Source organism: Bacillus sp. DB-2 (assembly GCF_003315125.1).
Taxonomy (GTDB): Bacteria; Bacillota; Bacilli; order Bacillales; family Bacillaceae_G; genus Bacillus_A; species Bacillus_A mycoides.
The window spans coordinates 222,529-244,832 of the sequence record NZ_QNRN01000001.1; the positions used below are offsets into that span (position 1 = coordinate 222,529).

20 protein-coding genes and 1 pseudogene are annotated in these 22,304 nt (G+C 36.9%); 5 read left to right on the top strand and 16 right to left on the bottom strand.

Features of this window, described 5'->3' with window-relative positions; translation table 11 throughout:
* Window positions 1-2 precede the first annotated feature (2 nt).
* A complete protein-coding gene (ruvA, locus tag DET63_RS01235) occupies window positions 3-620 on the bottom strand; it encodes a Holliday junction DNA helicase RuvA (RefSeq protein ID WP_002088786.1) in 618 nt (205 codons plus the stop codon).
* Window positions 621-809: 189 nt separating this feature from the next.
* Between ruvA and DET63_RS01240 the strand changes: the two genes are divergently transcribed.
* Window positions 810-1,754 (top strand): iron-hydroxamate ABC transporter substrate-binding protein, encoded by a 945-nt coding sequence (locus DET63_RS01240; protein WP_113935638.1) that lies wholly within the window; start codon window positions 810-812, stop codon window positions 1,752-1,754.
* A 13-nt stretch (window positions 1,755-1,767) separates the two neighbouring features.
* Here the strand turns inward: DET63_RS01240 and DET63_RS01245 are convergent, their stop codons facing one another.
* The gene (locus DET63_RS01245) at window positions 1,768-2,283 is read right to left on the bottom strand and encodes a BofC C-terminal domain-containing protein (protein ID WP_113935639.1); all 516 of its coding nucleotides are present in this window, start codon (window positions 2,281-2,283) and stop codon (window positions 1,768-1,770) included.
* A 433-nt stretch (window positions 2,284-2,716) separates the two neighbouring features.
* On the opposite strand from DET63_RS01245, the gene DET63_RS01250 reads away from it, so the two are divergent.
* Window positions 2,717-3,151 carry a hypothetical protein gene (locus DET63_RS01250; protein ID WP_002143234.1) on the top strand — a complete coding sequence of 145 codons (435 nt, stop codon included), beginning with the start codon at window positions 2,717-2,719 and terminating at the stop codon, window positions 3,149-3,151.
* Window positions 3,152-3,183: 32 nt separating this feature from the next.
* On the opposite strand, the gene DET63_RS01255 is transcribed toward DET63_RS01250, so the two are convergent.
* The 5 genes and pseudogenes from DET63_RS01255 to nadB all read right to left on the bottom strand — a co-directional run bounded on the left by DET63_RS01255 (window position 3,184) and on the right by nadB (window position 9,819).
* Window positions 3,184-3,831, bottom strand: coding sequence for a YhcN/YlaJ family sporulation lipoprotein (locus DET63_RS01255; protein ID WP_002034140.1), 648 nt, complete (start codon window positions 3,829-3,831; stop codon window positions 3,184-3,186).
* Between the two features lie 2,087 nt (window positions 3,832-5,918).
* Window positions 5,919-6,075 (bottom strand): annotated as a pseudogene (safA, locus tag DET63_RS30995) (SafA/ExsA family spore coat assembly protein); the annotation flags it as partial.
* Window positions 6,076-6,299: 224 nt separating this feature from the next.
* Window positions 6,300-7,406 (bottom strand): quinolinate synthase NadA, encoded by a 1,107-nt coding sequence (gene nadA / locus DET63_RS01265; RefSeq protein WP_113935641.1) that lies wholly within the window; start codon window positions 7,404-7,406, stop codon window positions 6,300-6,302.
* Window positions 7,407-7,436: 30 nt separating this feature from the next.
* On the bottom strand, window positions 7,437-8,270 hold the full coding sequence (nadC, locus tag DET63_RS01270; protein ID WP_113935642.1) for a carboxylating nicotinate-nucleotide diphosphorylase: 834 nt from the start codon (window positions 8,268-8,270) through the stop codon (window positions 7,437-7,439).
* Between the two features lie 19 nt (window positions 8,271-8,289).
* Window positions 8,290-9,819: an L-aspartate oxidase gene (gene nadB, locus DET63_RS01275; RefSeq protein ID WP_113935643.1), complete on the bottom strand. Its 1,530-nt coding sequence runs from the start codon at window positions 9,817-9,819 to the stop codon at window positions 8,290-8,292.
* Window positions 9,820-9,972: 153 nt separating this feature from the next.
* Between nadB and DET63_RS01280 the strand changes: the two genes are divergently transcribed.
* From DET63_RS01280 to DET63_RS01290, 3 genes are all read left to right on the top strand, one after another.
* Window positions 9,973-11,115, top strand: a complete 1,143-nt coding sequence (locus DET63_RS01280; protein WP_002034158.1) for an IscS subfamily cysteine desulfurase — start codon at window positions 9,973-9,975, stop codon at window positions 11,113-11,115.
* Window positions 11,115-11,657 (top strand): transcription repressor NadR, encoded by a 543-nt coding sequence (locus DET63_RS01285; protein ID WP_113935644.1) that lies wholly within the window; start codon window positions 11,115-11,117, stop codon window positions 11,655-11,657. Before DET63_RS01280 ends, DET63_RS01285 begins: the two co-directional genes overlap by 1 nt.
* Window positions 11,658-11,737: 80 nt before the next feature.
* Window positions 11,738-12,385: an MOSC domain-containing protein gene (locus DET63_RS01290; RefSeq protein WP_113935645.1), complete on the top strand. Its 648-nt coding sequence runs from the start codon at window positions 11,738-11,740 to the stop codon at window positions 12,383-12,385.
* A gap of 112 nt (window positions 12,386-12,497) precedes the next feature.
* Here DET63_RS01290 and pheA read toward each other — a convergent pair whose 3' ends face one another.
* The 9 genes from pheA to rpmA all read right to left on the bottom strand — a co-directional run bounded on the left by pheA (window position 12,498) and on the right by rpmA (window position 22,303).
* Window positions 12,498-13,349 carry a prephenate dehydratase gene (pheA, locus tag DET63_RS01295; protein ID WP_002015384.1) on the bottom strand — a complete coding sequence of 284 codons (852 nt, stop codon included), beginning with the start codon at window positions 13,347-13,349 and terminating at the stop codon, window positions 12,498-12,500.
* Between the two features lie 95 nt (window positions 13,350-13,444).
* The gene (locus DET63_RS01300) at window positions 13,445-15,358 is read right to left on the bottom strand and encodes an ABC transporter permease (protein ID WP_113935646.1); all 1,914 of its coding nucleotides are present in this window, start codon (window positions 15,356-15,358) and stop codon (window positions 13,445-13,447) included.
* Window positions 15,359-15,407: 49 nt separating this feature from the next.
* Window positions 15,408-17,321, bottom strand: a complete 1,914-nt coding sequence (locus DET63_RS01305; RefSeq protein ID WP_113935647.1) for an ABC transporter permease — start codon at window positions 17,319-17,321, stop codon at window positions 15,408-15,410.
* Window positions 17,296-18,072 carry an ABC transporter ATP-binding protein gene (locus DET63_RS01310; protein ID WP_002015381.1) on the bottom strand — a complete coding sequence of 259 codons (777 nt, stop codon included), beginning with the start codon at window positions 18,070-18,072 and terminating at the stop codon, window positions 17,296-17,298. The genes DET63_RS01305 and DET63_RS01310 overlap by 26 nt, the downstream gene beginning before the upstream one ends.
* A gap of 93 nt (window positions 18,073-18,165) precedes the next feature.
* Complete coding sequence (locus tag DET63_RS01315; protein WP_113935648.1) at window positions 18,166-19,248, bottom strand: HAMP domain-containing histidine kinase; 1,083 nt, start codon at window positions 19,246-19,248, stop codon at window positions 18,166-18,168.
* Window positions 19,238-19,945 carry a response regulator transcription factor gene (locus DET63_RS01320; protein ID WP_002034150.1) on the bottom strand — a complete coding sequence of 236 codons (708 nt, stop codon included), beginning with the start codon at window positions 19,943-19,945 and terminating at the stop codon, window positions 19,238-19,240. The genes DET63_RS01315 and DET63_RS01320 overlap by 11 nt, the downstream gene beginning before the upstream one ends.
* A gap of 172 nt (window positions 19,946-20,117) precedes the next feature.
* A complete protein-coding gene (obgE, locus tag DET63_RS01325; RefSeq protein ID WP_002015378.1) occupies window positions 20,118-21,401 on the bottom strand; it encodes a GTPase ObgE in 1,284 nt (427 codons plus the stop codon).
* A complete protein-coding gene (locus tag DET63_RS01330) occupies window positions 21,401-21,949 on the bottom strand; it encodes a sporulation initiation phosphotransferase B (protein WP_002015377.1) in 549 nt (182 codons plus the stop codon). Before DET63_RS01330 ends, obgE begins: the two co-directional genes overlap by 1 nt.
* Window positions 21,950-22,012: 63 nt before the next feature.
* Window positions 22,013-22,303 carry a 50S ribosomal protein L27 gene (gene rpmA, locus DET63_RS01335; RefSeq protein WP_000944957.1) on the bottom strand — a complete coding sequence of 97 codons (291 nt, stop codon included), beginning with the start codon at window positions 22,301-22,303 and terminating at the stop codon, window positions 22,013-22,015.
* Window position 22,304: the final 1 nt, after the last annotated feature.

Genomic DNA, 22,304 nt, shown 5'->3' on the forward strand with positions numbered 1-22,304 from the left:
ACTCACCTCTTACCATTTAGTAAAAGACTAAGTGCCTTTTTAATATATTGATCCGTCGTTAGTGATTCTTTTAATAACTCTGGTACAACGCGAGAGACTTCTCGTTCTGCATAGCCAAGTGCACGCAGTGCTTCCAGTGCTTCATCAAGTTCAACTGATGAACCTTTCTTCGTATCAAAACTTTCAGTATCTGAGAACAAATCAACAAACGCATCTGGTACAACATCTGCTAGTTTTCCTTTTAAATCTAAAATCATTTGGCGCGCTGTTTTCTTTCCGACGCCTGGGAACTTCACTAAGAACTTCTCATCTTCATGTTCAATCGCTTGAACGACCTGTCCGGTTTGACCAGAAGCTAAAATTGCAAGAGCACCTTTTGGTCCAATCCCCGATACACCTAACAATTTTGTAAATAATAAACGCTCTTCACGTGTTTTAAACCCGTAAAGTGCCATAATATCTTCTCTCACATAGTGATATGTATAGACACGGATTTCTTGCTTACTTCTTTGAAATACATACGGATTTGGTGTGAAAATTTGATAACCAATTCCATTATGGTCAATTACGACATATTCCGGTCCTACATACTCCACGTAACCTGTAACATATTCAAACAAAATACGATCTCTCCCTCTCAAATCATGTATTCCATTTTAACATATTTAACAATAGAAAAGCGAGACTGCCCCAACAAATGTTCCCCGTTTACAATTTCCGTTTTTTTCTATTGACATAAATACAAAAAGAACATTAATATACAGAAGTCGATAATGATTATCAATATTAATTAAAGGGGTTACATCAGGATGAAACAAAAGCTATTTATTTTATTTACTATTATGCTAGTTGTTCTTTCTATCGTTGGCTGTTCTTCTCAAAAAGAAGAAGCAAAAGCAAAAGAACAACCGAAAACAAAAGTTGTAAAACATGCTAAAGGGGAAGCAACAATTCCAGCTAATCCAAAGAGAATTGTTGATTTATCTGGATCAACAGAGGAATTATTAATCCTTGGACATAAACCTGTTGGCACAGCAAACACATATAAAGATAAAATCCAAAATCACTTAACGGACAAGCTAGACGGTGTAAAGGCAGTCGGCTGGTACTGGGCACCTAAAGTTGACCTAGAGGCTGTTACAGCTTTAAAACCAGACTTAATTATTTTAAACAATCGTCAATTGAAAATTTATGATCAACTAGAAAAAGTGGCACCGACAGTTGTTCTAGAAACAAATCTAGAAGACTGGCGCGGTAAGTTTAAAGAAGTAGGTAAACTATTTGGCGAAGAAAAGAAAGCCGACAAATGGATTGCAGATTACGATAAAAAAGCAGACTCTTTATCTAAAAAAATTAAAGAGAAAACAAAAGATGAGAACTTTATGTTCGTTGCAGTAACACCACAAAACTTCCGTGTATACGGTAGCTTCGGATATGGTGACATCATCTTTAACGACTTAAAACTTCCAGCAACAAAAGGTACAGATTTAAAACAAACGATGGCACAAGTATCACTAGAAGGTCTTGTTGCATTCCAGCCTGATCAAATGTTTATTGTAAACTTCGGCGGAGAAGCTGATAAAGTGTACGAAGACTATAAAAACAGTGCGGTTTGGAAAGATAATAAAGCAGTAAAAAACAATCACGTATATGAAGTATCGAATGAAATCTTCAATACGAAAGCATTCAATCCAATCGGAAAAGATATGCTAATTGATGAAATCGCAAAAGAGATTTTAGCTAAGAATAAATAAGAAAAAAAGCAGCTCACCCTGAGCTGCTTTTTTTCTTATTTTGCACTGCGTATTGCTTCATTTTTTCGATTGTCTTTACAAAACCTTCTTTTGATTTTATGCGAATACCACGTTTCAATTCCGCACGCTCATAACTTTCAAGCTTTTTCATATCAATTTGAAAGAAGGAATGGATCGCGTTATCACTTTTCGGTACCCCTTTAAAAATTTGCAATATCCCTTCCTCTGAAACACCAAAATAACCGCTCGTTTTCAGTAAAGGAGAAATATCATCAACTTTCCTTTGTAATACGATTTGCACATCATCACGATCAACAAGTTGCCATTCTTTATATTGCTGCAAAAACTTTTCTAAATCCGCTACTTTTTCTGTCAGTATTTCCTCGCTTACTTCTCCATCAACATACATACGCTCTAATAAAATTGTAACCTCAGGTACTTTTTCTGTTATTTCTGCCCTCACATCGGATCCATAAGCTAAGCAAAACATCACAACAAAAGCTTGCACTGCAATTAGCATCCATTTCATTTCCGTTCACCTCTTCTAGGCAAAATCATACTTTCATTTGTAGCTTTTCCGGAAATGGGGGTTTTATCCATATAAACAATAGCATTAAATTTCTAAGGAAAATAAAAAATGCAGATAAGGGTTAATCCTCATCTGCATGTATCATTTACTTTTATATAAAATGAAAGACGCCTGCAAAGCAGGCGTCTGATGCGTTTACGGCGAAAGACCAGGCGACCACATTCGCGTGTTTAGCACTTAAGCATATCTCTCGACTTACGTAAATTAGCTCATCGCTTTGCTAATATAACATTAACAAGGTAGAAGCGCAATATATTTCTAAATATATTTTTCTTCCTCTTTCAACCAATTGAAATCTATGTAAATTATAAATTGATTAATGCAATATATATGTTACAATTGATACTATAAATATAAACAGGGGATGAATGCTTTGAAAAAAATTAAAGATGAACGCCTCATACTTCAAACGTTAAAAAACATACGTATTGCCTTTCTTTTTCAATCAATTGGTATAATCGGAATTTTAGGCTATATCGGATTCACAGAAGGAATGGATCAAATTACGAAATCTCCATTGTGGTTATTATTTATTCTTACAAGTATTGTACTTAGTTATTTACAGTTAAGCGTTTCTATCGATGTAGAAGAAAGCGAAAAGGAAATAAAGTTAACTCCTTATTACAAAATTATTTTACGCTCTCTTATTGTAGGAATTATCATAGCTATTATTTATATCATTTTCAGTCCAGAAAGACCTCTATTTGAAGCTATTTTAACAGGTGGTATTCTCTTCATATGCTTTTTAGCGTCTTACTCCGTTAGTTATTTTATAACAAAACGCCGTTTACAAGACGATGATGAATAAAGAGGAAGGGCTAGCCCTTCCTCTTTAATTTGTTATCGCATAGTACCAGTCAGGCCGTAACGAATGTCTCGGAACATATTTGTTATGTCACGATTAAAATCGTTTGTAGCTGTGCCGTTACGTAAACGCGTACTCATTGCATCGACACGAGTAAACATGTCATTTCTTACAGAAACATATACGTTTCTATTTCCAACTTCATTCACAACAGCTTGACGAATTTCGTTCGCCATCGCTGTTTCATTCGTCGCTGTATTACGTGGTTTTACCGCAATCGCTACATCGTTTCCATATACAACTGTAGAAACTCGGTCTACGTTATTCATACGTTTCACACGATTCGTAATTTTCTCCGCAGTTTTACCATCATTGTTAATGTATGAATTGTTCATTGTAATATTACGAGTTGGATGTGGATTAGCAATTTGCCCATTGTAATTTACATCACGGTAATAATTATTATATCCTGTATCGTTACGACCGTTTCTATATGTTACATAATCTGTAGAACGATCGTTACGCGCTACATTATCACGATACTGGTGTGTATCATTATAAGATGTACGCTCGTAATTATAGTTACGTCCATCCATCGCATTATTATCTTTTGGTGTACCACATGCAGCTAATGCACTGGTAACTAACAAAGAAGCAGCAATAACTTTTACTTTCGTATTCAATACAAAAACCCCCTCTGTTAGAATGAACTTCTCTTTCGAAAAGCTCCCCCTTATGATGAGTAACAGAGAGGTTTTTTACACTGTTAATATTTCACTAGGAATTTTCTAACACTTAATGTAAATTCACCATATTCCTAACTATCACGAATACAAAAAAGGTGGGAATAACCCCACCTTTTTTTAAACTTCCTCTTCGTCCTCTTCTTCTGAAACTGGTTCTCCAAATACGTTTGGTGGGTCCGGCTGATAATACATCGTTCCTGGCTGTGGTGCATATGCTGGCTGAGTTGGTTGATAATATAAAGGATTAGCATATTGTGGTCCACCCGGTTGTGGACTATATAACCTACTTTCTCCTCCGCATCCACAATCTTCTTCACCTTGCACGAGTGGCGGCATATTATTATCCATTGGCATCATATTTGGATTTGGCATAGAAGTATATTGCGGTGCCATTTGTTGATACGGCATTTGATTGTATGGATTTTGTTGCTGATATTGCGGATATGGCGGCATCATTGGCTGTTGATATGGCATCATGTTTGGCATTTGATTGTTATCCATTATCGGCATCATGTTTGGCATTTGATTGTTATCCATTATCGGCATCATGTTCGGCATTTGATTGTTATCCATCATCGGCATCATGTTCGGCATTTGATTGTTATCCATTACTGGCATCATATTTGGCATTTGATTGTTATCCATTATTGGCATCATATTTGGCATTTGGTTGTTATCCATTATCGGCATCATGTTTGGCATTTGATTGTTATCCATTATCGGCATCATATTTGGCATTTGGTTGTTATCCATTATCGGCATCATATTTGGCATTTGGTTGTTATCCATTATCGGCATCATGTTTGGCATTTGATTGTTATCCATTATCGGCATCATGTTCGGTATTTGATTGTTATCCATTACTGGCATCATGTTTGGCATTTGATTGTTATCCATTATCGGCATCATGTTTGGCATTTGGTTGTTATCCATTATCGGCATCATGTTTGGCATTTGATTGTTATCCATTATCGGCATCATGTTTGGCATTTGATTGTTATCCATTATCGGCATCATGTTCGACATTTGATTGTTATCCATTATTGGCATTATATTTGGCATTTGATTGTTATCCATTATTGGCATTATATTCGGCACTTGAATATTAGGCGGTATTACTTGCGGGATAATAACACTTTCTTTTGATACGTTTGGTGAGACTATGCTTCCTATATTTTCTTTCTTCACTTGTGGCGAGACTATGCTTCCTACATTCTCTTTCTTCACTTGCGGCGACACTATATTCCCTACATTCTCTTTCTTCACTTGCGGCGACACTATATTCCCTACATTTTCTTTTTTCACTTGCGGCGACACTATATTCCCTACATTCTCTTTCTTCACTTGCGGCGACACTATATTCCCTATATTTTCTTTTTTCACTTGCGGCGACACTATATTCCCTACATTCTCTTTCTTCACTTGCGGTGACACTATGTTTCCTATATTGTCTTTTTTCGTTTGCGGAGAAATGACATTGTTAGGTTTCATTTTATTAATTTGAGGAGCAATTAACTCGCTTCCCTTTTTTATTACATCTGAAATTTTATATTCTTTTTTCGCTTTAATTGGTGGTTGCGGTGGCTGTGGTAACACATTGATAGAAAATTTAGTGTTTTCTTTCGTAGTAGGTTTTAGTTTTTCTACTTTCTCTACAACAGGTGGTTTTTGAATGACAGGCGGCTTTTCAACTGGCTTCTCTTTTTGAATCGGAATTTCTTTTTGCACTTCTTTTTGTGGCTTCACTTGCACTTCCTTTTGCGGCTTCACCTGTATTTCCTTTTGCGGCTTCACTTGCATTTCCTTTTGCGGCTTCACCTGCATTTCTTTTTGCGGTTTTATCTGCATTTCTTTTTGCGTTTGTTGCATAGCTGGTTGTTGTGTAATAGGTGTTGATTGATACGTGATCTCATCTTCATCTTCTATTGCAAGTGGCGTTGGTGTTGATGCAAACTCTTTTTGCTGCACCTCTTTTACATATTGTTTCGGGGGCGCTGAACCCGATCCAGTTTGTTGTTTCACATGAACGCTATGCGATGGCACTTTAATTTTCATCCCTGGCATAATTAGGTCTGGATTACTAAGCTGTGTATTTGTTTTTTTTAGCGTTTCAAAATCCACTCCGTACTTTTTTGCAATTTTCCAAAGGGTCTCCCCTTTTTGCACGATATGAATTTTCAAATTTTCCCCCTCCTGTATAACTTATCTATAAGTAAAAACACTTTGAAGTAACACTTTCTAAACAACATTAACTTCTTTTACTTTTATCACTTCTTCTATTTTCAATATGATTCGAAGTGGAATAAGCATAGAAAAACCGCAATGATTTCCTCAACACAATGTATGCCTATTTCATCCTTGTTATGATTATATGTACGAAAAAAAGCAACGGAAATCCCGCTGCTTTAAACGCGCTCTAACATACGATTTAATGCAAGAACTGCCTCTTCTGTTACTTGTTTCTCTACACGAATAACGTTAATTTGTTCTCCTCTTTCTATGTTCTCAAGTGCCCATAACAGGTGAGGTAAGTCAATTCGGTTCATCGTTAAGCAAGGACACATAAACGGATTTAGCGAAATAATTTCTTTATCTGGATGTTGCTGAATAATTCGGTTCACTAAATTCATCTCTGTACCAATCGCCCACTTACTTCCCGCCGGAGCTGCTTCAATCATATCAATAATATATTTCGTTGATCCTGCATAATCAGAAGCAGCAACCACTTCATAACAACATTCAGGGTGAACAATAATATTCATATCCGGATGATTTTCCCGCACATTTTCAATATTTTTCACAGTGAAGTTTTGATGAACAGAACAATGGCCTTTCCATAAAATCACTTGAATTTCTTCTATATCTCCATCGTACTCTAATGAATCTGTATGCGGGTTCCACACTGCCATTTTTTCTAACGGAATACCTAAATCATACGCTGTATTTCTTCCTAAATGTTGGTCTGGTAAAAAGACGAGACGCTCTTTTTGTGTAAACGCCCAAGACACCATTTGTTTTGCATTAGAAGAGGTTACTGTTGCCCCTCCATTACGACCACAAAACGCTTTGATCGCAGCTGTTGAATTTACATACGTTAATGGAATCATCGTATCCCCAAATAATTTCGCGAGCTCTTTCCACGCTCTTTCTGTTTGTTCAATATCTGCCATATCTGCCATAGAACAGCCGGCACGCATATCTGGTAAGATGACAATTTGATCATCTGTCGTTAACATATCTGCCGTTTCTGCCATAAAGTGCACACCACAAAACACAATATATTTTGCCTCTTTATTATTCGCTGCAACTTGCGCGAGTTGCAGTGAGTCCCCTGCTGCATCTGAAAATTGCACCACTTCATCTTTTTGATAATGATGTCCTGGAATAAATAGTAATGCCCCCATTTTTTCTTTAATTTCACGGACACGCTCTTCCATCTCTAATGTAGACATCGTTTGATAACGCTCTGGTAACATTACTTCAATTGGCTGAACTTTCTCTAAAATACCCATTTATGATTCTCCCCCTCTAAACCACTCTCATTAGGCCTCAATATTAAAACTAATATCAAGTGCTTTCACTGAATGTGTTAACGCTCCAAGTGAAATATAATCTACCCCTGTTTTTCCGTATTTTGATAAATCTTCAATTGTAATACCACCTGAAGCCTCCGTAACGATGGCACTTGGTACAATTTTTGAAAACTCACGAATCTCTTCTGGCGTACGATTATCGAACATAATAACATCTGCGCCGGCCTCTACTGCTTCTCTTACTTGCGCCTCTGTCTCTGTTTCGACTTCTACTTTCACCATATGTCCCAATCTTTCTTTCACCGATGTAACAGCTTTTGTAATCGAGCCAGCAAAAGCAATGTGATTGTCTTTAATCATGACACCATCATATAAACCGAATCTGTGGTTAAATCCGCCCCCGCATACTACAGCATATTTATCAAACATACGTAGTCCTGGCATCGTTTTTCTCGTATCACAAATGCGTGTATGACTGCTATCTAAAGCAAAAACCGCCTTACGTGTCATCGTCGCTATCCCGCTCATACGCTGAATAACGTTTAATATAACGCGCTCTGCCGTTAATAATGATGCGATTGGGCCTTGCACGGTTGCAATTATTTCGCCTTTTTCTACAAGATCCCCATCTTTTTTATGAAGTTCAACTTCAATTCTCTGATCAATTACTTTAAATCCTTCTTCAATTACTAAGCACCCTGCAAATACCCCTGTATCCTTTACAAGAAACGTTCCTTTCGCAAGTGCATTATCGGGAAAGATAAGCTGAGATGTTACATCTCTTTCTCCTATATCTTCTAGAAAAAATCGATTTAATGCTTCCTTAACTTTTAACGTATTCATAAAATCCCTCTTCCCCTTATTAAACAAGTTGTAGTTTTCTTCTCACTCGGATAATCTCTTTTTTCACGCTATTTCTTTCTGGATAATCAATGCGATAATGACCACCAACACTGTCTTCTCTTTGCAAAGCTGATACTGTTATAAGCTCACAAACTGTTAACATATTAATAAGCGTTATCTCTTCATTTGTAAGTGCATCATATTGTAAGATCATATTTCGCACACCGTACCTACTAAACCATCTCTGAGCATATGATAAATTTTTCTCAGTTCGCACAATCCCAACATGCTTCATCATGTATTCTTGTATTTCTTCTTTCAACGGTAAATCATTAAGAGCTATAAAACTTTTCCCTCTCTCTTCCGGCACATTTTTTCTTTCCTCTGCTGGCTTAGCTAAAATGTGTTTTCCTATTCGTCTTCCAAACACAAGACCTTCTAATAATGAATTACTCGCCAATCTATTCGCACCATGAACTCCATTACAAGCCACTTCACCGACCGCATATAAGTTTGAAATGGACGTCTCTCCGTCACAATTCGTCTTCACGCCGCCCATATGAAAATGAGCGCCCGGTACGACCGGAATAGAATTTTCTTTTAAATCAACACCATTCTTTTTACATAATGATGAGACGGTCGGAAAACGTTGTTCAAAGTTTTGAATGGTTTCGATGTTTAAGTACACTGTTTCACCCGCAAGAAGTTGTTCATGAATAGCCCTTGCCACTACATCACGCGGTGCGAGATCTTTCCCGGGATGTATATCCATCATAAAACGCTGTCCTTTTGCATTTATAAGGACAGCTCCTTCACCACGGACTGCTTCAGAAACGAGACCACAACATCGCCCGTCCACATATAACATTGTCGGATGAAATTGTACAAATTCTAAATCAACAAGTTCTCCCCCAGCTCGATATATCATCGCAAGTCCATCGCCTGTAATTGTCTCATCATTCGATGTAAAGGCGTACAAACCACCTATTCCTCCTGATGCTAACACCGTATTATCAGCATAGTAACGCTTCAGCTTCCCTTCACTATTTCGCGTTAAAGCTCCTATGCATTTATTATTTTCTATAATAAAATCGAGTACCATTTCATGCTCAACGACAGTAACGTTCGGAACTACTTCTTGTATTAAATGCTCTAATAGATTTTTACCAGTTGCATCTCCTCCGGCATGTAAAATGCGCCGTTTTCGATGCGCCCCTTCTTTACCAAGGTGGATCCCTTTTTCATCCCCATCAAATTTCATTCCATTCGTAATAAGCTTACTTATTTCTTTCGGTCCCTCTTCAACTAAATAACGAACTGCTTCTTCGTTGTTATAATGGCAACCTGCCACTAATGTATCTTCAAAATGCCCACTCGGATCGTCATATGTAGCAACAGCTGCTGCAATTCCTCCTTGAGCTAAATGTGTATTGTTATTACGTCCTGTTTTTTTTGTGATAATTATCACATTCTTTTCGTGACAAAGCTCTTTCGCAACACGAAGCGCTGCAACGCCGCTTCCGATAATCAAGACATCTGCACTTGGCATAATTGTTGCCTCCTACTTTACACTTTTCAACTGTCTTGACACCTATATTTACATAGTTTTAAAATAATGACAAGAGTTTTTTTACAATTCTTATTTTCACTACCATTCTAAAAACGAAAACAAATGTCACTCTTACTGAAGAGAGGAAATTACATGATGATATATCTAGATTATGCAGCGACAACACCTATGAGCGAAGAAGCCTTAGAAACATATATAGCAGCGGCAAAAACATATTTCGGAAATGAACAAAGTTTACACGATATCGGCGGAAGTGCATCATCTTTATTACAAGTTTGTAGAGAAACATTTGCAGAAATGATTGGGGGTAAGGAACAAGGTGTATTCTTTACAAGCGGCGGTTCAGAATCTAACTACCTTGCGATTCAATCCCTTCTAAATGCTAGAAATGGAAAGCACATTATTACGACACCTATGGAACACGCATCGATTCGAAGTTATTTCCAATCCTTACAATCGCAAGGTTATACTATTACTGAGATTCCTGTGGATAAAAGTGGGATAATTCATTTAGTAGATTTAGAAGCAGCTATTACAGAAGATACTGCTCTAGCAAGTATACAGCACGGAAACTCTGAAATCGGGACCGTTCAAAACATTGCAGAGATCGGAGCACTTTTAAAAAAATATAATGTTTTATTTCATTCGGATTGTGTTCAAACGTTTGGTAAACTTCCAATAGACGTTAAAGCGATGGAGATTGATAGTCTCTCTGTTTCAGCTCATAAAATATACGGACCAAAAGGAGTTGGAGCTTGCTATATAAATCCGCAAGTTCGCTGGGAACAAGTATTTCCGGGAACTTCTCATGAAAAAGGCTTTCGCCCTGGTACAGTGAACGTTCCTGGAATTGCTGCTTTTTTAACAGCCGCAGAGCATATATTAAAGAATCAAAAGGAAGAGAGCTTCCGTTTTAAACAATTACGATCTTATTTTTTAGAGCAATTACAAACACTTCCTCTAGAAATTGAAGTGAAAGGACATTCTACTTCTTGTTTACCACATATTATTGGGGTTACAATAAAAGGAATAGAAGGTCAGTATACAATGTTAGAATGTAACCGTCATGGTATAGCCATTTCAACTGGAAGTGCTTGCCAAGTCGGTAAACAAGACCCTTCAAAAACAATGCTTGCAATTGGAAAAACGTATGAAGAGGCAAAACAATATGTCCGCTTTTCTTTCGGACATCACACAACGAAAGAACAAATTGATACAACTATTCATGCACTACACACAATTGGAAATCAATTTTATAGAGGTGTTAAATCATAATGAAACAAAATGATCAAAAAAAGATTTTAGGCGAAGAAAGACGACAACTCATCCTTGAGTGGCTTCTTGCTGCAAATGAACCGTTATCGGGGAATGAGCTATCTAAAAAGACAAACGTAAGTAGGCAAGTTATCGTTCAAGACATTTCCTTACTAAAAGCACGAAATGAACCAATTATTGCGACTGCACAAGGGTATTTATATTTAAAACCACAAACAAGACAACAAGCTTTTGAACGCGTAATCGTATGCCAACATAAACCGGCAGAAGTACGTCAAGAACTTACTATGTTAGTTGACCACGGCATTACGATTAAAGACGTAAAAGTTGAGCATCCTGTATACGGCGATTTAACAGCATCAATTATGGTAAGTAATCGCTTTGATGTAGAGCAATATTTACAAAAAATCGAAAACACAAACGCTTCCTATCTTTCGCAACTAACAGATGGTATTCACTTACATACAATTGAAGCAGATTCTAAAGAGAAATTAGATGCCGCTTGCGAGGCACTAGACCGCGCTGGATTTCTCGTTTATTAATGTAAAGCACAGAGTTTTTTATCATTCTCTGTGCTTTTTTAGTGATATAATATTGTAATCAATTGTAAAGGGGGTCAAATATGGGAATTGAACTCGTTCACTTTAGCACCGGTAAACCGAAACAAATGAAATATGGCGAAGATAAAGAAATGATAACAGGTATATGTAAAGATCCTACAGAAGAGGCCTTCCTCTCAAAAGACGGATTCCGTGGTGATGATGTAGCGGATTTAAAACACCACGGGGGACCTGATCGCGCAGTTTGCGTGTACCCACACGAGCATTACGCACTATGGGAAGAAGAATTTCAAACTACACTTCCGGCTTCCACATTTGGCGAAAACATTACCGTAACAAATATGTTAGAGCGTGATGTATGCATCGGAGATACATATCAACTAGGCGAAGCAATCATTCAAGTTACACAAGCGAGAGTACCTTGTAGCACAATTTCAAAACGCCTTGGTATTCCTGGTATTTTGCCACGCATTGTAGCAACTGGATATACTGGTTATTTATGCCGCGTTCTTCAAGAAGGTACTGTACGTCAAGATTCTAAAATTACATTATTAGAGCGTCCATCAAACAATGTATCTGTTTTGTTCTCTAACGAAATTTATTTTCATAATAAGAAAGATAAAGATGGCATTGAGAAGGTTCTTGCTGTTCCAGAACTAGCCGAGATTTGGCGTGGTCAGTTAGAGGATCGTCTTGCGAAGTTAAAATAAATAGAATCCCACCATTTATAGGTGGGATTCTATTTATCTATCACAAAATGTATTATCCGATAAAATTATATCAGCGATTAGAAGGGAAATATCGACAGTTCATCCACCTCTCTTACAACCAATAAGAAGAATAACTCCCCAGCACTGTAACAGAAAAACCGAGTGCTTCAAGTTCCATCATTACGCCTGGCAATAATACGTCATCATATGCTTTATCTACGTCGATTAAGAAAAAGTAATTTCCAAGACCTGTTTTCATCGGGCGAGATTCGATTTTTGATAAGTTTAATTTTCTCCATGCGAAAGCTGATAACACTTGATATAGTGCCCCTGCGTAATCAGCAGGTAACGTTATCATAAGCGTCGTTTTCTCTCCTCGGTTTTCTCCGTTATTTGGGAGTACTGCTTTCTTTTTCTTATGGAGAACAAGGAAACGTGTATGATTGTTTTTATGCGTATGAATATCACGCCTTACAATTGTTAATCCGTATTTTTCTGCCGCTGCTTCATTTGCAATAGCTGCAATTTTTTCTTCAGGATGTTCTTTCACATATTGCGCAGCAGCGCTTGTTGATGTCATATCGCGAACGGTTACCCCTTTTAATTCCTCATTTAAAAATTTATGGCACTGTGCAATGGCATGCGGATGAGAATGTACAGCGTATACTTCTTTCCACACTTCTTCGTACTGCGGGTGTACGAGTAAATGCTGCTGAATTGGCACTGTAATTTCTCCTACAATGGAAAGTGGCTGCTCATGTACGAGATAATCAACCGTTATATTAACTGAACCTTCTATGGCATTCTCTAACGGTACGACCGCATAATCTACATTTTCATTTGCAGCTGCATCAATACAATCCGGAATCGTTCGATACGGTACATGCTCTGCTTCCGGAAAAAAACGACTCACCGCCATATTTGTAAATGTCGCTTCTGGTCCTAAATATCCTACTCGAATCATCGTCTTTTCCCTCTTTTTCGTTTTCTTACTGTTATACCATACTTTTTAATATTCTTCTATGAGAATTTCGAATATTAAAAAAAGACTAGCATTCGCTAGTCTAAATGTTTCTTGTATTCTCTTTGAGCGAAGAAGAAATAGATGATACATGCAGCAATGTAAAACAGAATAAACAATCCCACTTTTCTTAATGATCCGTCCATAAAAAGAGTATTATGAAACGTATATAACGCAACTGCACTATGCATACTCCCTACTATAATTGGCGCAAAAAATAGCATACACAATTGCCAACGAGAAATCTTCCACACTTCTTCCTTCGTCATTCCAAGTTTAGAGAGCGCCCCGTACTGCTTTCGATCGGATGCAATATTATGAAACCATTTAAAATATACGATGCTACATGACGTAAGGAAGAATAATATGCTAATGAATGAGCCTATAAATAGAGTAATATCACCACCTTCTTTCATATTCACATATAATTCCATATTACTTCGAAACGCATCATTTGTATCATGTTTCATATGTTTCCGTAAAGCTTCGTTTAATTCCTTCGTATTTTCGATATTTGGTAATGTATACCCTCTATATATCATTTTTTCAGAATCCGGAATTGTATTTGCTATACTGTTAAAATCTTCATCATTCATGACAAAAAACAGACCATTAATGTATGAAGGGTGATAGTTAAATTGTACCCCTTCTTTCTGACCGTTAAATGCGAATGGATACGCTTGATTCATTACTTGCAATTGAATCTCTTTTTGATTATATACATTTGGATAATTGCGTTTATTATAATAGACAAGTGTAACTGTTCCTTTTTTAGGATAATACATTTTCTGTTTTTGTTTTCTTGCCTCTTGATTGTATTCACTTTCCTTTATAAGCGGTGCTACCTCTGTTTCTCCCTTATTGGACTGAAAGGATGCATACACTCCAACAAAACTCATAGATTGAAAATCATCATATCCATATTGATGTAATAAGTTTTCAACCTTGTCTTTCTCGAAAACTTCATGAGCAGAAGTGCCTTTTTCTATGTATGAAAATGAGTGTACTCCTCCGCCACGCCACATATCTTGCATGCTAGAAAAATATAAGAACACCGTACCTGTCGCCGTAACGACAAACGTTGTTGCCATAGACAATAGAAAGAAAAAGCGACTATTTTCCTTCATTCGATGTGACAATTGATTCACTATAAATAAATACGGATATGTATACATAATCCTTTTATTTCTTTTTATCACTTCTAATATTTGTGTAGCGCCATGTGTAAATGAGAAATACGTCCCAAAAGAAATGAGTATAACAACCGGAAAAAAGTATAATGCTATCGTTGTCATCGTCACTTGTAGCGCTAACGCATATCCCGTCCCTAAACAAGCAAAACCGAATAAACAAAGCCACTTTGATGTTTTCCTCTCTCGTTTATCTGTTCGAAATTCTTTTAATAACCGTATGATTTTTATATTCCATATACGTAAAGCACTTATAAAAGATAACAGAACAAAGACAAGCATATATGTAACAAACGTTACACCAATCGCTCTCATGTCAAATATGACAGGGAGTTCTTTCGGAAGATGAAGTAACATACTAAATACCATAAAAAAGAGTTTTAAAGAAATCATGCCCAGCCCAATACCGAAAATATTAGCGAAAATTCCGATCAATATTTGCTCGGTCATAATCACTCCTATTACGTTAGACTTCGTCGCTCCCATTAACATATATAACCCTAATTCTTTCTTACGTGCTTCTATGAAAATAGAAGTAGAGTACAAAATAAATATGACGAAAAAAGAAATAATTATAACGTTACATATGATAAGTCCCCAGCGTACATTTTGATACCACATCGTCTCTTGCATATACGGATGTACAATGACAGACATGTATGCATAAGAAGCAAATATTGCAAAACAACTACTTAAGAAAAACACTTTATAATTACGCCAATTTCCCTTTATATTTTGTAGCGCTAGTTGCCGAATGTTCATCTATCGTCCTCCTGTACCTTACTACATAGGCAAAAAGCTAGAGGTTTCCCTAGCTTTTCACGTGTTTTAAATATCCTCTTTGCGCGATCATAAAGTAAATGGCAGAAGCTAAAATATAAGCCCCTATTACAATCGCACCTGATTTCCATAAATCGATATAAAGCATTTTCCCTAACGTATGAAGAGCAAACCCACTATGAATTGTACCGATTAAAATTGGGATAAAGAAGATAACACCCATCTGACGAATTGCAATTTTACGAATTTCTTTATCTGTCATACCAATTCTTTTTAATGACTTAAATTGAATACGATCTTGTTCTTTATCATTAAACCATTTAAAGTATGTCATGCTACAAGCAAAGAAGAAGAACAGTACTGCTACGAAGAAGCCGATGAACATTGTAATCGCTCCTTGCTCCTTTATCGCTTTATACGTAAGGATAGAATTGTGGAAATTCTGTTGTTGTTCTTGTGCAATTTCTTTCTTTAAGTCTAGTACAAGATTTTCTGTTCCTTTCCAATCTTCAATATAATATCCATAATATTTTGTCTTTTCTTCATCTGCTACGAGCTGTGAATATTTCACAAAATCCTCATCATTCACAATCAAATAGCCATCATCATTAAAAACAGACTTTGATACTGGATCATTTAGCTTAATAGACTGTTTTTGTCCGTTCAATTTAAATTCAAATGGCTTCGTAAGATCCGGCTTGACAATATCATTCATCATATCAACTACAACCATCGTTGCACTTCCCGGCTTATTTTGCACTTCTGGCACGTTCTGTTTACGCGCTTCTTTATTATATTCCTTTTCAGAGATAATCCCTAACGGCATCTCATGTTCACCGTTAAACATCGTTACCTTTTGAGTTGCAGGAAGTTTTACATACATTACTTTTCGCGCTTCTTCAAATCCGTGTTTTTTTATTAGTTCTTGTGCTTTCCCTTCACTAATGATGTTATGCGTATTTACCCCCTTTTCTTCATACGAAATAGCATGCGGAGCACTAGCCACTGTTTTATAACTCATATCCTCAAAGAACACGTACAGTGTACCAACTGCTGAAGAAACAACCGCCGTAATGATAGAAATTACAAATAGAAAACGAGCATTATCTTTCATTTTGTAAATAAGATTGCTAAATACGAACATATTTGGATACGTATAAAAAGATTGTTTTCTTTTTTGCAGTGCTTTTAATACGACTGTACTACCTTGCGTAAACAGTAAATACGTTCCGCCTATTGTCAGCCCTACAATCGGTAAAAACAGCATTATAAAATTCATAAATGTCACTTGGAAGCTAAGCACATATGCAGCAATAATACAGCCTATACCAACTACCCCTAACCATGTAAATGCAAAAGGTTCTACTTTTTGTTTTCTTGCCTCTCTTAATAAATCAATAATTTGCAAGCGGCCTACTGTCCAAACACTAAACAATGATAGTATTAAAAAGAGGACAAAGTATATACCAACTGTAATAAGAACTGCTTTTCCATTCCACACAAGCGGCAGTGTTTTATCAATTTTTAGTAAGACACTGAGTGCTTGGAAGAAAAGTTTTGAACAAAGCATTCCAATCCCAATACCTACTACAATGGCAATACTCCCTAACATCAGTTGCTCTAATATAATCATTCGGCCGAGCTGAGACTTTGTTCCACCTATTAACGTTAATAAGCCAAATTCTTTTTTTCTTGCTCGTAAAAACGTTGAATTCGCATATAAAATAAAGAGTGCTGAGAAGATTACTACAATATAATTCATCGATTCTAACCCTTTTGTAATCATCGTCTTCATACTAATATTACCGCTTACGACATCTGGATGATAAATGAAGGAAGCATACATGAAAAATACGACAATCGATAAACAACTACTAATAAGAAACGCTTTATAATTACGCCAATTTCCTTTTACATTATTAAGCGCGAGCTGGCGAAAGTTCATGATATTCTCCTCCTAGCATCGCAAGTACGTCTAAAATTTCTTGGAAAAAGGCTTGCTTCGTTCTTCCTTTATGTATTTCTGAAAAAATCTCTCCATCACGTATGAAAAGGATACGTTCGCAATAACTAGCGGCTACTGGATCATGTGTTACCATTGCAATCGTTACTTTCTTTTGCTCATGCAAATCTTGAAGTGCTCCCATTAATGATTTCGCTGACTTAGAATCTAGGTTTCCTGTTGGCTCATCCGCTAAAATTAATGTTGGTTCATGAATAATCGCCCTTGCAGCTGCTGCACGTTGTTGTTGTCCACCTGATACTTCGTATACTTTTTTATTTAAAATTTCTTCGATGTTTAAAAACCTCGCAATTTCAAGTACTTTCGCATCAATTTCTTTTACAGATTTCTTCGCCATTACAAGCGGCAAAATAATATTTTCTTTAATCGATAATGTATCAAGTAAGTTGAAATCTTGGAAAATGAATCCTAGATGTGTACGGCGAAATTCCGCCAATTTTGCAGCACGCATTTGATTAATTTCTTCACCATTTACAAGCACATGACCTGAAGTTTGCTTATCAATTGTTGCTAATAAATTTAAAAGCGTTGTTTTTCCGCTCCCTGAAGGCCCCATAATTCCTACAAATTCGCCTTCTTCTATTTTAAAATTTATATCGTTTAAAGCAGTCGTCGCTACTGACCCTTTTGATTGGTACACTTTTGTTAATCCTTTTACTTCAAGAACACTCATTTCTAATCCCCCTATGTGTTTTCTTCTTACACTTACTATAAGAAAAATAAGAAAAAGAAACGAGTGATTTCCCTTACAAAACGTTTTGTTATCTTACAGTTTTGTCATTTTTCTCATTAATGTATGATATTCTTCATCTTTTGCAAATTGGAACGTGAATGTTGTCCCTTCCCCTTCAGCCGATTGCACATACATTCCATGATGTAAATTATCGCAAATTTCCTTCGTAATATATAAACCCATTCCAGTCGCTTCTCTCGTTTTACGGCCATTTATTCCCGTAAAGAACGGATCAAATATACGCTTTACATCCTGCTCAGGAATACCAATTCCATTGTCCTTAATATGTAATAACACCTTTTGATCTTTCTCTTCAATTTGAAATTGAATTTCTTTTTTCTCTGCTTCTGAAATTTTTGTATACTTAATTGCATTCACAACAATTTGGCTCATCGCGATACTAAGCCACTTTCTATCAGACGCAATCATACAAGTCTCTTCTTCAAACATCATTTTCGGAAATACAGAAGATTGAATGAACGACTTCCGATTTTCATTAATAATATCTCGAATGACCTCTATAACATTTACTACTTCTACTTTATAGTCTTTCGAAAATTGATCTAACCTTGCCATATGTAACGCTAAATCTAACCCATTTAAAATACGGTTATTTTCTTCACGAATACTTTCAATCGTTCCCCTTGCTTCACGGTGTTCCTTACCATATTTCTGTAACAATAATTCAATAACGGATACTGGTGTTTTCATTTGATGGATCCACTGGTTCATAAAAATCATTTGCTGTTGCTCTTTTGCATGCTGCTTATGAACTTCATTCATATATTGCTGCCTTAATAGCGTAAACGCTTCAACGACCAGTTCTTGCTCTGCTGTATAAGAAGTATCAATAAGTAAAGAGTCATGTAATGTATGTCCACCGGCAATATACTGTTCTATTCTCTTTAAAAACACACTTCGTTTTCGGTAATCGTAAATAAGGTATACACTAAACACAACTGTCCCTAATAAAAGTCCGTATAACCATGTACTCCAGTCCAGCGCACGCTTTTCTAAAAGGCTTTGCAACTGCAATACGAGTCCAAATAAACAAAGGCTTATAATGTAAGAAAGGATTAAGGAAAAACGTTCTATGAGGTAATTTTTAACCTTCATGCCCTTCGCCCCACTCAGTAAGAAGAGCATAACCGTACCCACGCTTTGTGACAATTGCATTTTTAATGCCTAACTCCTCAAGTTTCTTCCTTACACGCTTTACATTCACGGTTAATGTATTATCATCAACAAAAGCTACTTCATCCCATAAAGCCTCTAACAGCTCTTCACGTGTCACGTATTGATTTGCTTGTTTCATTAAACATTCTAATAAATAAAACTCATTTTTTGTAAGTTCCGTTTGTTGACCTTTCCACTCTACTGTGTGCTGTGATGGGAATAATAACAATCCATTAACACCTAAGCAGTCACTTTCCGCGGCCAAAGCATACTCACCATACCCGCGGCGGAGTGCACTTTTCACCTTTGCCATTACGATATCTAAATGGAATGGCTTCGTAATGTAATCATCTCCGCCATTTTCAATCGCCATTACTTGATCCATTTCCCCTGTTCTTGCAGAAACAAAAATAATTGGCGCATTCGATACAGTGCGGATTTGGCGGCACCAGTAGAAGCCATCAAAGTATGGTAAATTAATATCAAGTAACACAAGATGAGGACTTACTTTTACAAACTCATCTTTTATATGCCGTAAATCGCTCACTCTGAAAGATTGATATCCATACCTTTCTAAATGCTCCTCTAATATCTCTGCAATTTTTTCATCGTCTTCTACAATTAATATTTTATACATATTCCTTTTCTCCCCATAAAATATTCTTCTAAAATCACTCCTTTTTCTATTATAAATTGAAACTTTAATCAATGGGGATTTTTTCCTATATCGACTTATGGTTCGCCTATATGAATTAGGTTTTTACTGGACTCAAATAACGAAAAAAAAAGACCGCCATATTTCGGCAGTCTTAATCGATAAATTCAAATTGATATTCAAGAATTTTCACAATATCTCCGTCTGTTGCACCACGTGCACGAAGGGCTTCATCAATACCCATTCCACGCATTTGACGAGCAAATCGGCGTACAGATTCATCACGTGAGAAGTCTGTCATCTTGAATGTTTTCTCAATGTCATAACCAGAAATAACAAATGTGCCATCACTTTCGCGTGTAATTTCAAAATTAGATTCAGATTCAAATTTGTACATTACACTTGCTTCAGATTCTTCTACATCATCGTACATTGGGAATTCTGGTGTTGTTTCTAATAAGTTCGCTACTTCAAATAGTAAGTCACGAACACCTTGTTTCGTTACAGCTGAGATTGGGAAAATTTTCACTTCGTCTCCCAATTTCTCTTTAAATGCTTGTAAGTTTTCTTCTGCATCTGGCATATCCATTTTGTTTGCAACAACAACTTGTGGACGCTCAGTTAAACGCATATTGTATTCTTTTAGTTCATTATTGATTGTGACATAATCTTCATATGGCTCACGTCCTTCTAAACCAGACATATCGATAACGTGCACAATTACACGTGTACGTTCGATATGACGTAAGAATTGGTGTCCAAGTCCAACGCCGGAGTGTGCGCCTTCAATTAGTCCAGGAAGGTCAGCCATAACGAAGCTGCGGTTATCACCAGTTTCAACAACACCAAGATTCGGAACGATTGTTGTAAAGTGATATTCTGCAATTTTCGGACGCGCTGATGATACAACAGATAATAATGTAGATTTACCTACACTTGGGAATCCAACAAGTCCAACATCTGCTAGCACTTTAAGTTCTAGCGTGACATCACGTTCTTGACCTGGTTCCCCGTTCTCAGCGATTTCTGGCGCTGGGTTCGTCGCTGTTGCGAAACGTGAATTACCACGGCCACCACGGCCACCTCTTGCGATTACAGCTGTTTGTTCATGCGTTACTAAATCGGCAAGAATTTCACCTGTTTTTTCATCTTTCACTATTGTTCCTGGTGGAACCTTTACGATTAAATCTTCAGATTTACGACCGTGCTGACCTTTACTCATTCCGTGCTGACCGCGATCAGCTTTGAAATGACGTTGGTAGCGGAAGTCCATTAATGTACGTAAGCCTTCCTCAACAACAAAAACAACATCTGCACCTTTACCACCGTCGCCACCTGCTGGGCCACCTTTAGGTACATACTTCTCACGACGATACGCAACCATTCCGTTACCACCGTCGCCGCCTTTTACATATATCTTGACCTGATCTACAAACATTATTTCACCACACTTTTTTCGATTAGTTGTAATATAACTGAGACTTCTTCGTCTCGTACTGTATAAGAAATGGAATACCATTTATTGTTTTCGTTCGCAAGCCACGTTTGTAGTTCTTCTACATTCGTTAGCTTTCCACGAAAATCAAAAAAGAAACGAGCATTCTCCGCGTCACTTTCAATTGTGATACAAACATAATTTTCAACATATACGTCTAAACTATGCTGAAGCATTAAGAAAAACTGATTCGTCCATGTACATACAGTCTCATCTAGATGAGATAAGTTATGTAATTTCCCTAATACTTCGTACTCCAATAAGCACGGTTGCTGTTTCCAATTATATGTTAAAATCCACTCTGAAAATAAAGGCATTGATAGCCCCATCAGATTGGATTCTTGTCTCGCTTCTTGGACAAAACGATCGATGAGCCTATGAATCTCTTCCACTTTTCCAAGGGAAAGATTTCCTTTAACCATCTGCAAACGATTGAGCCAATCATGTCTCGAGTGGCTCAACGCATCTATAATTGTCCATTTTTCATTCATTTAGATACCCCTTAATATAGAAAAACTCTAACCTGCACTCAGGTTAGAGTTTTCCGTGAGTTCTTATGCTTCTTGAGCAACAGGATATACGCTCACTTGTTTGCGGTCACGACCAAGACGCTCAAAGCGTACTACGCCGTCAACTTTCGCGTATAAAGTGTCATCGCCACCACGACCAACGTTAACACCTGGATAAATTTTTGTACCGCGTTGACGGTAAAGAATTGAACCACCTGAAACCGTTTGACCATCTGCGCGTTTAGCACCAAGACGTTTTGACTGAGAGTCACGACCGTTCTTTGTACTACCTACACCTTTCTTAGATGCGAAAAACTGAAGATCTAATCTTAACATA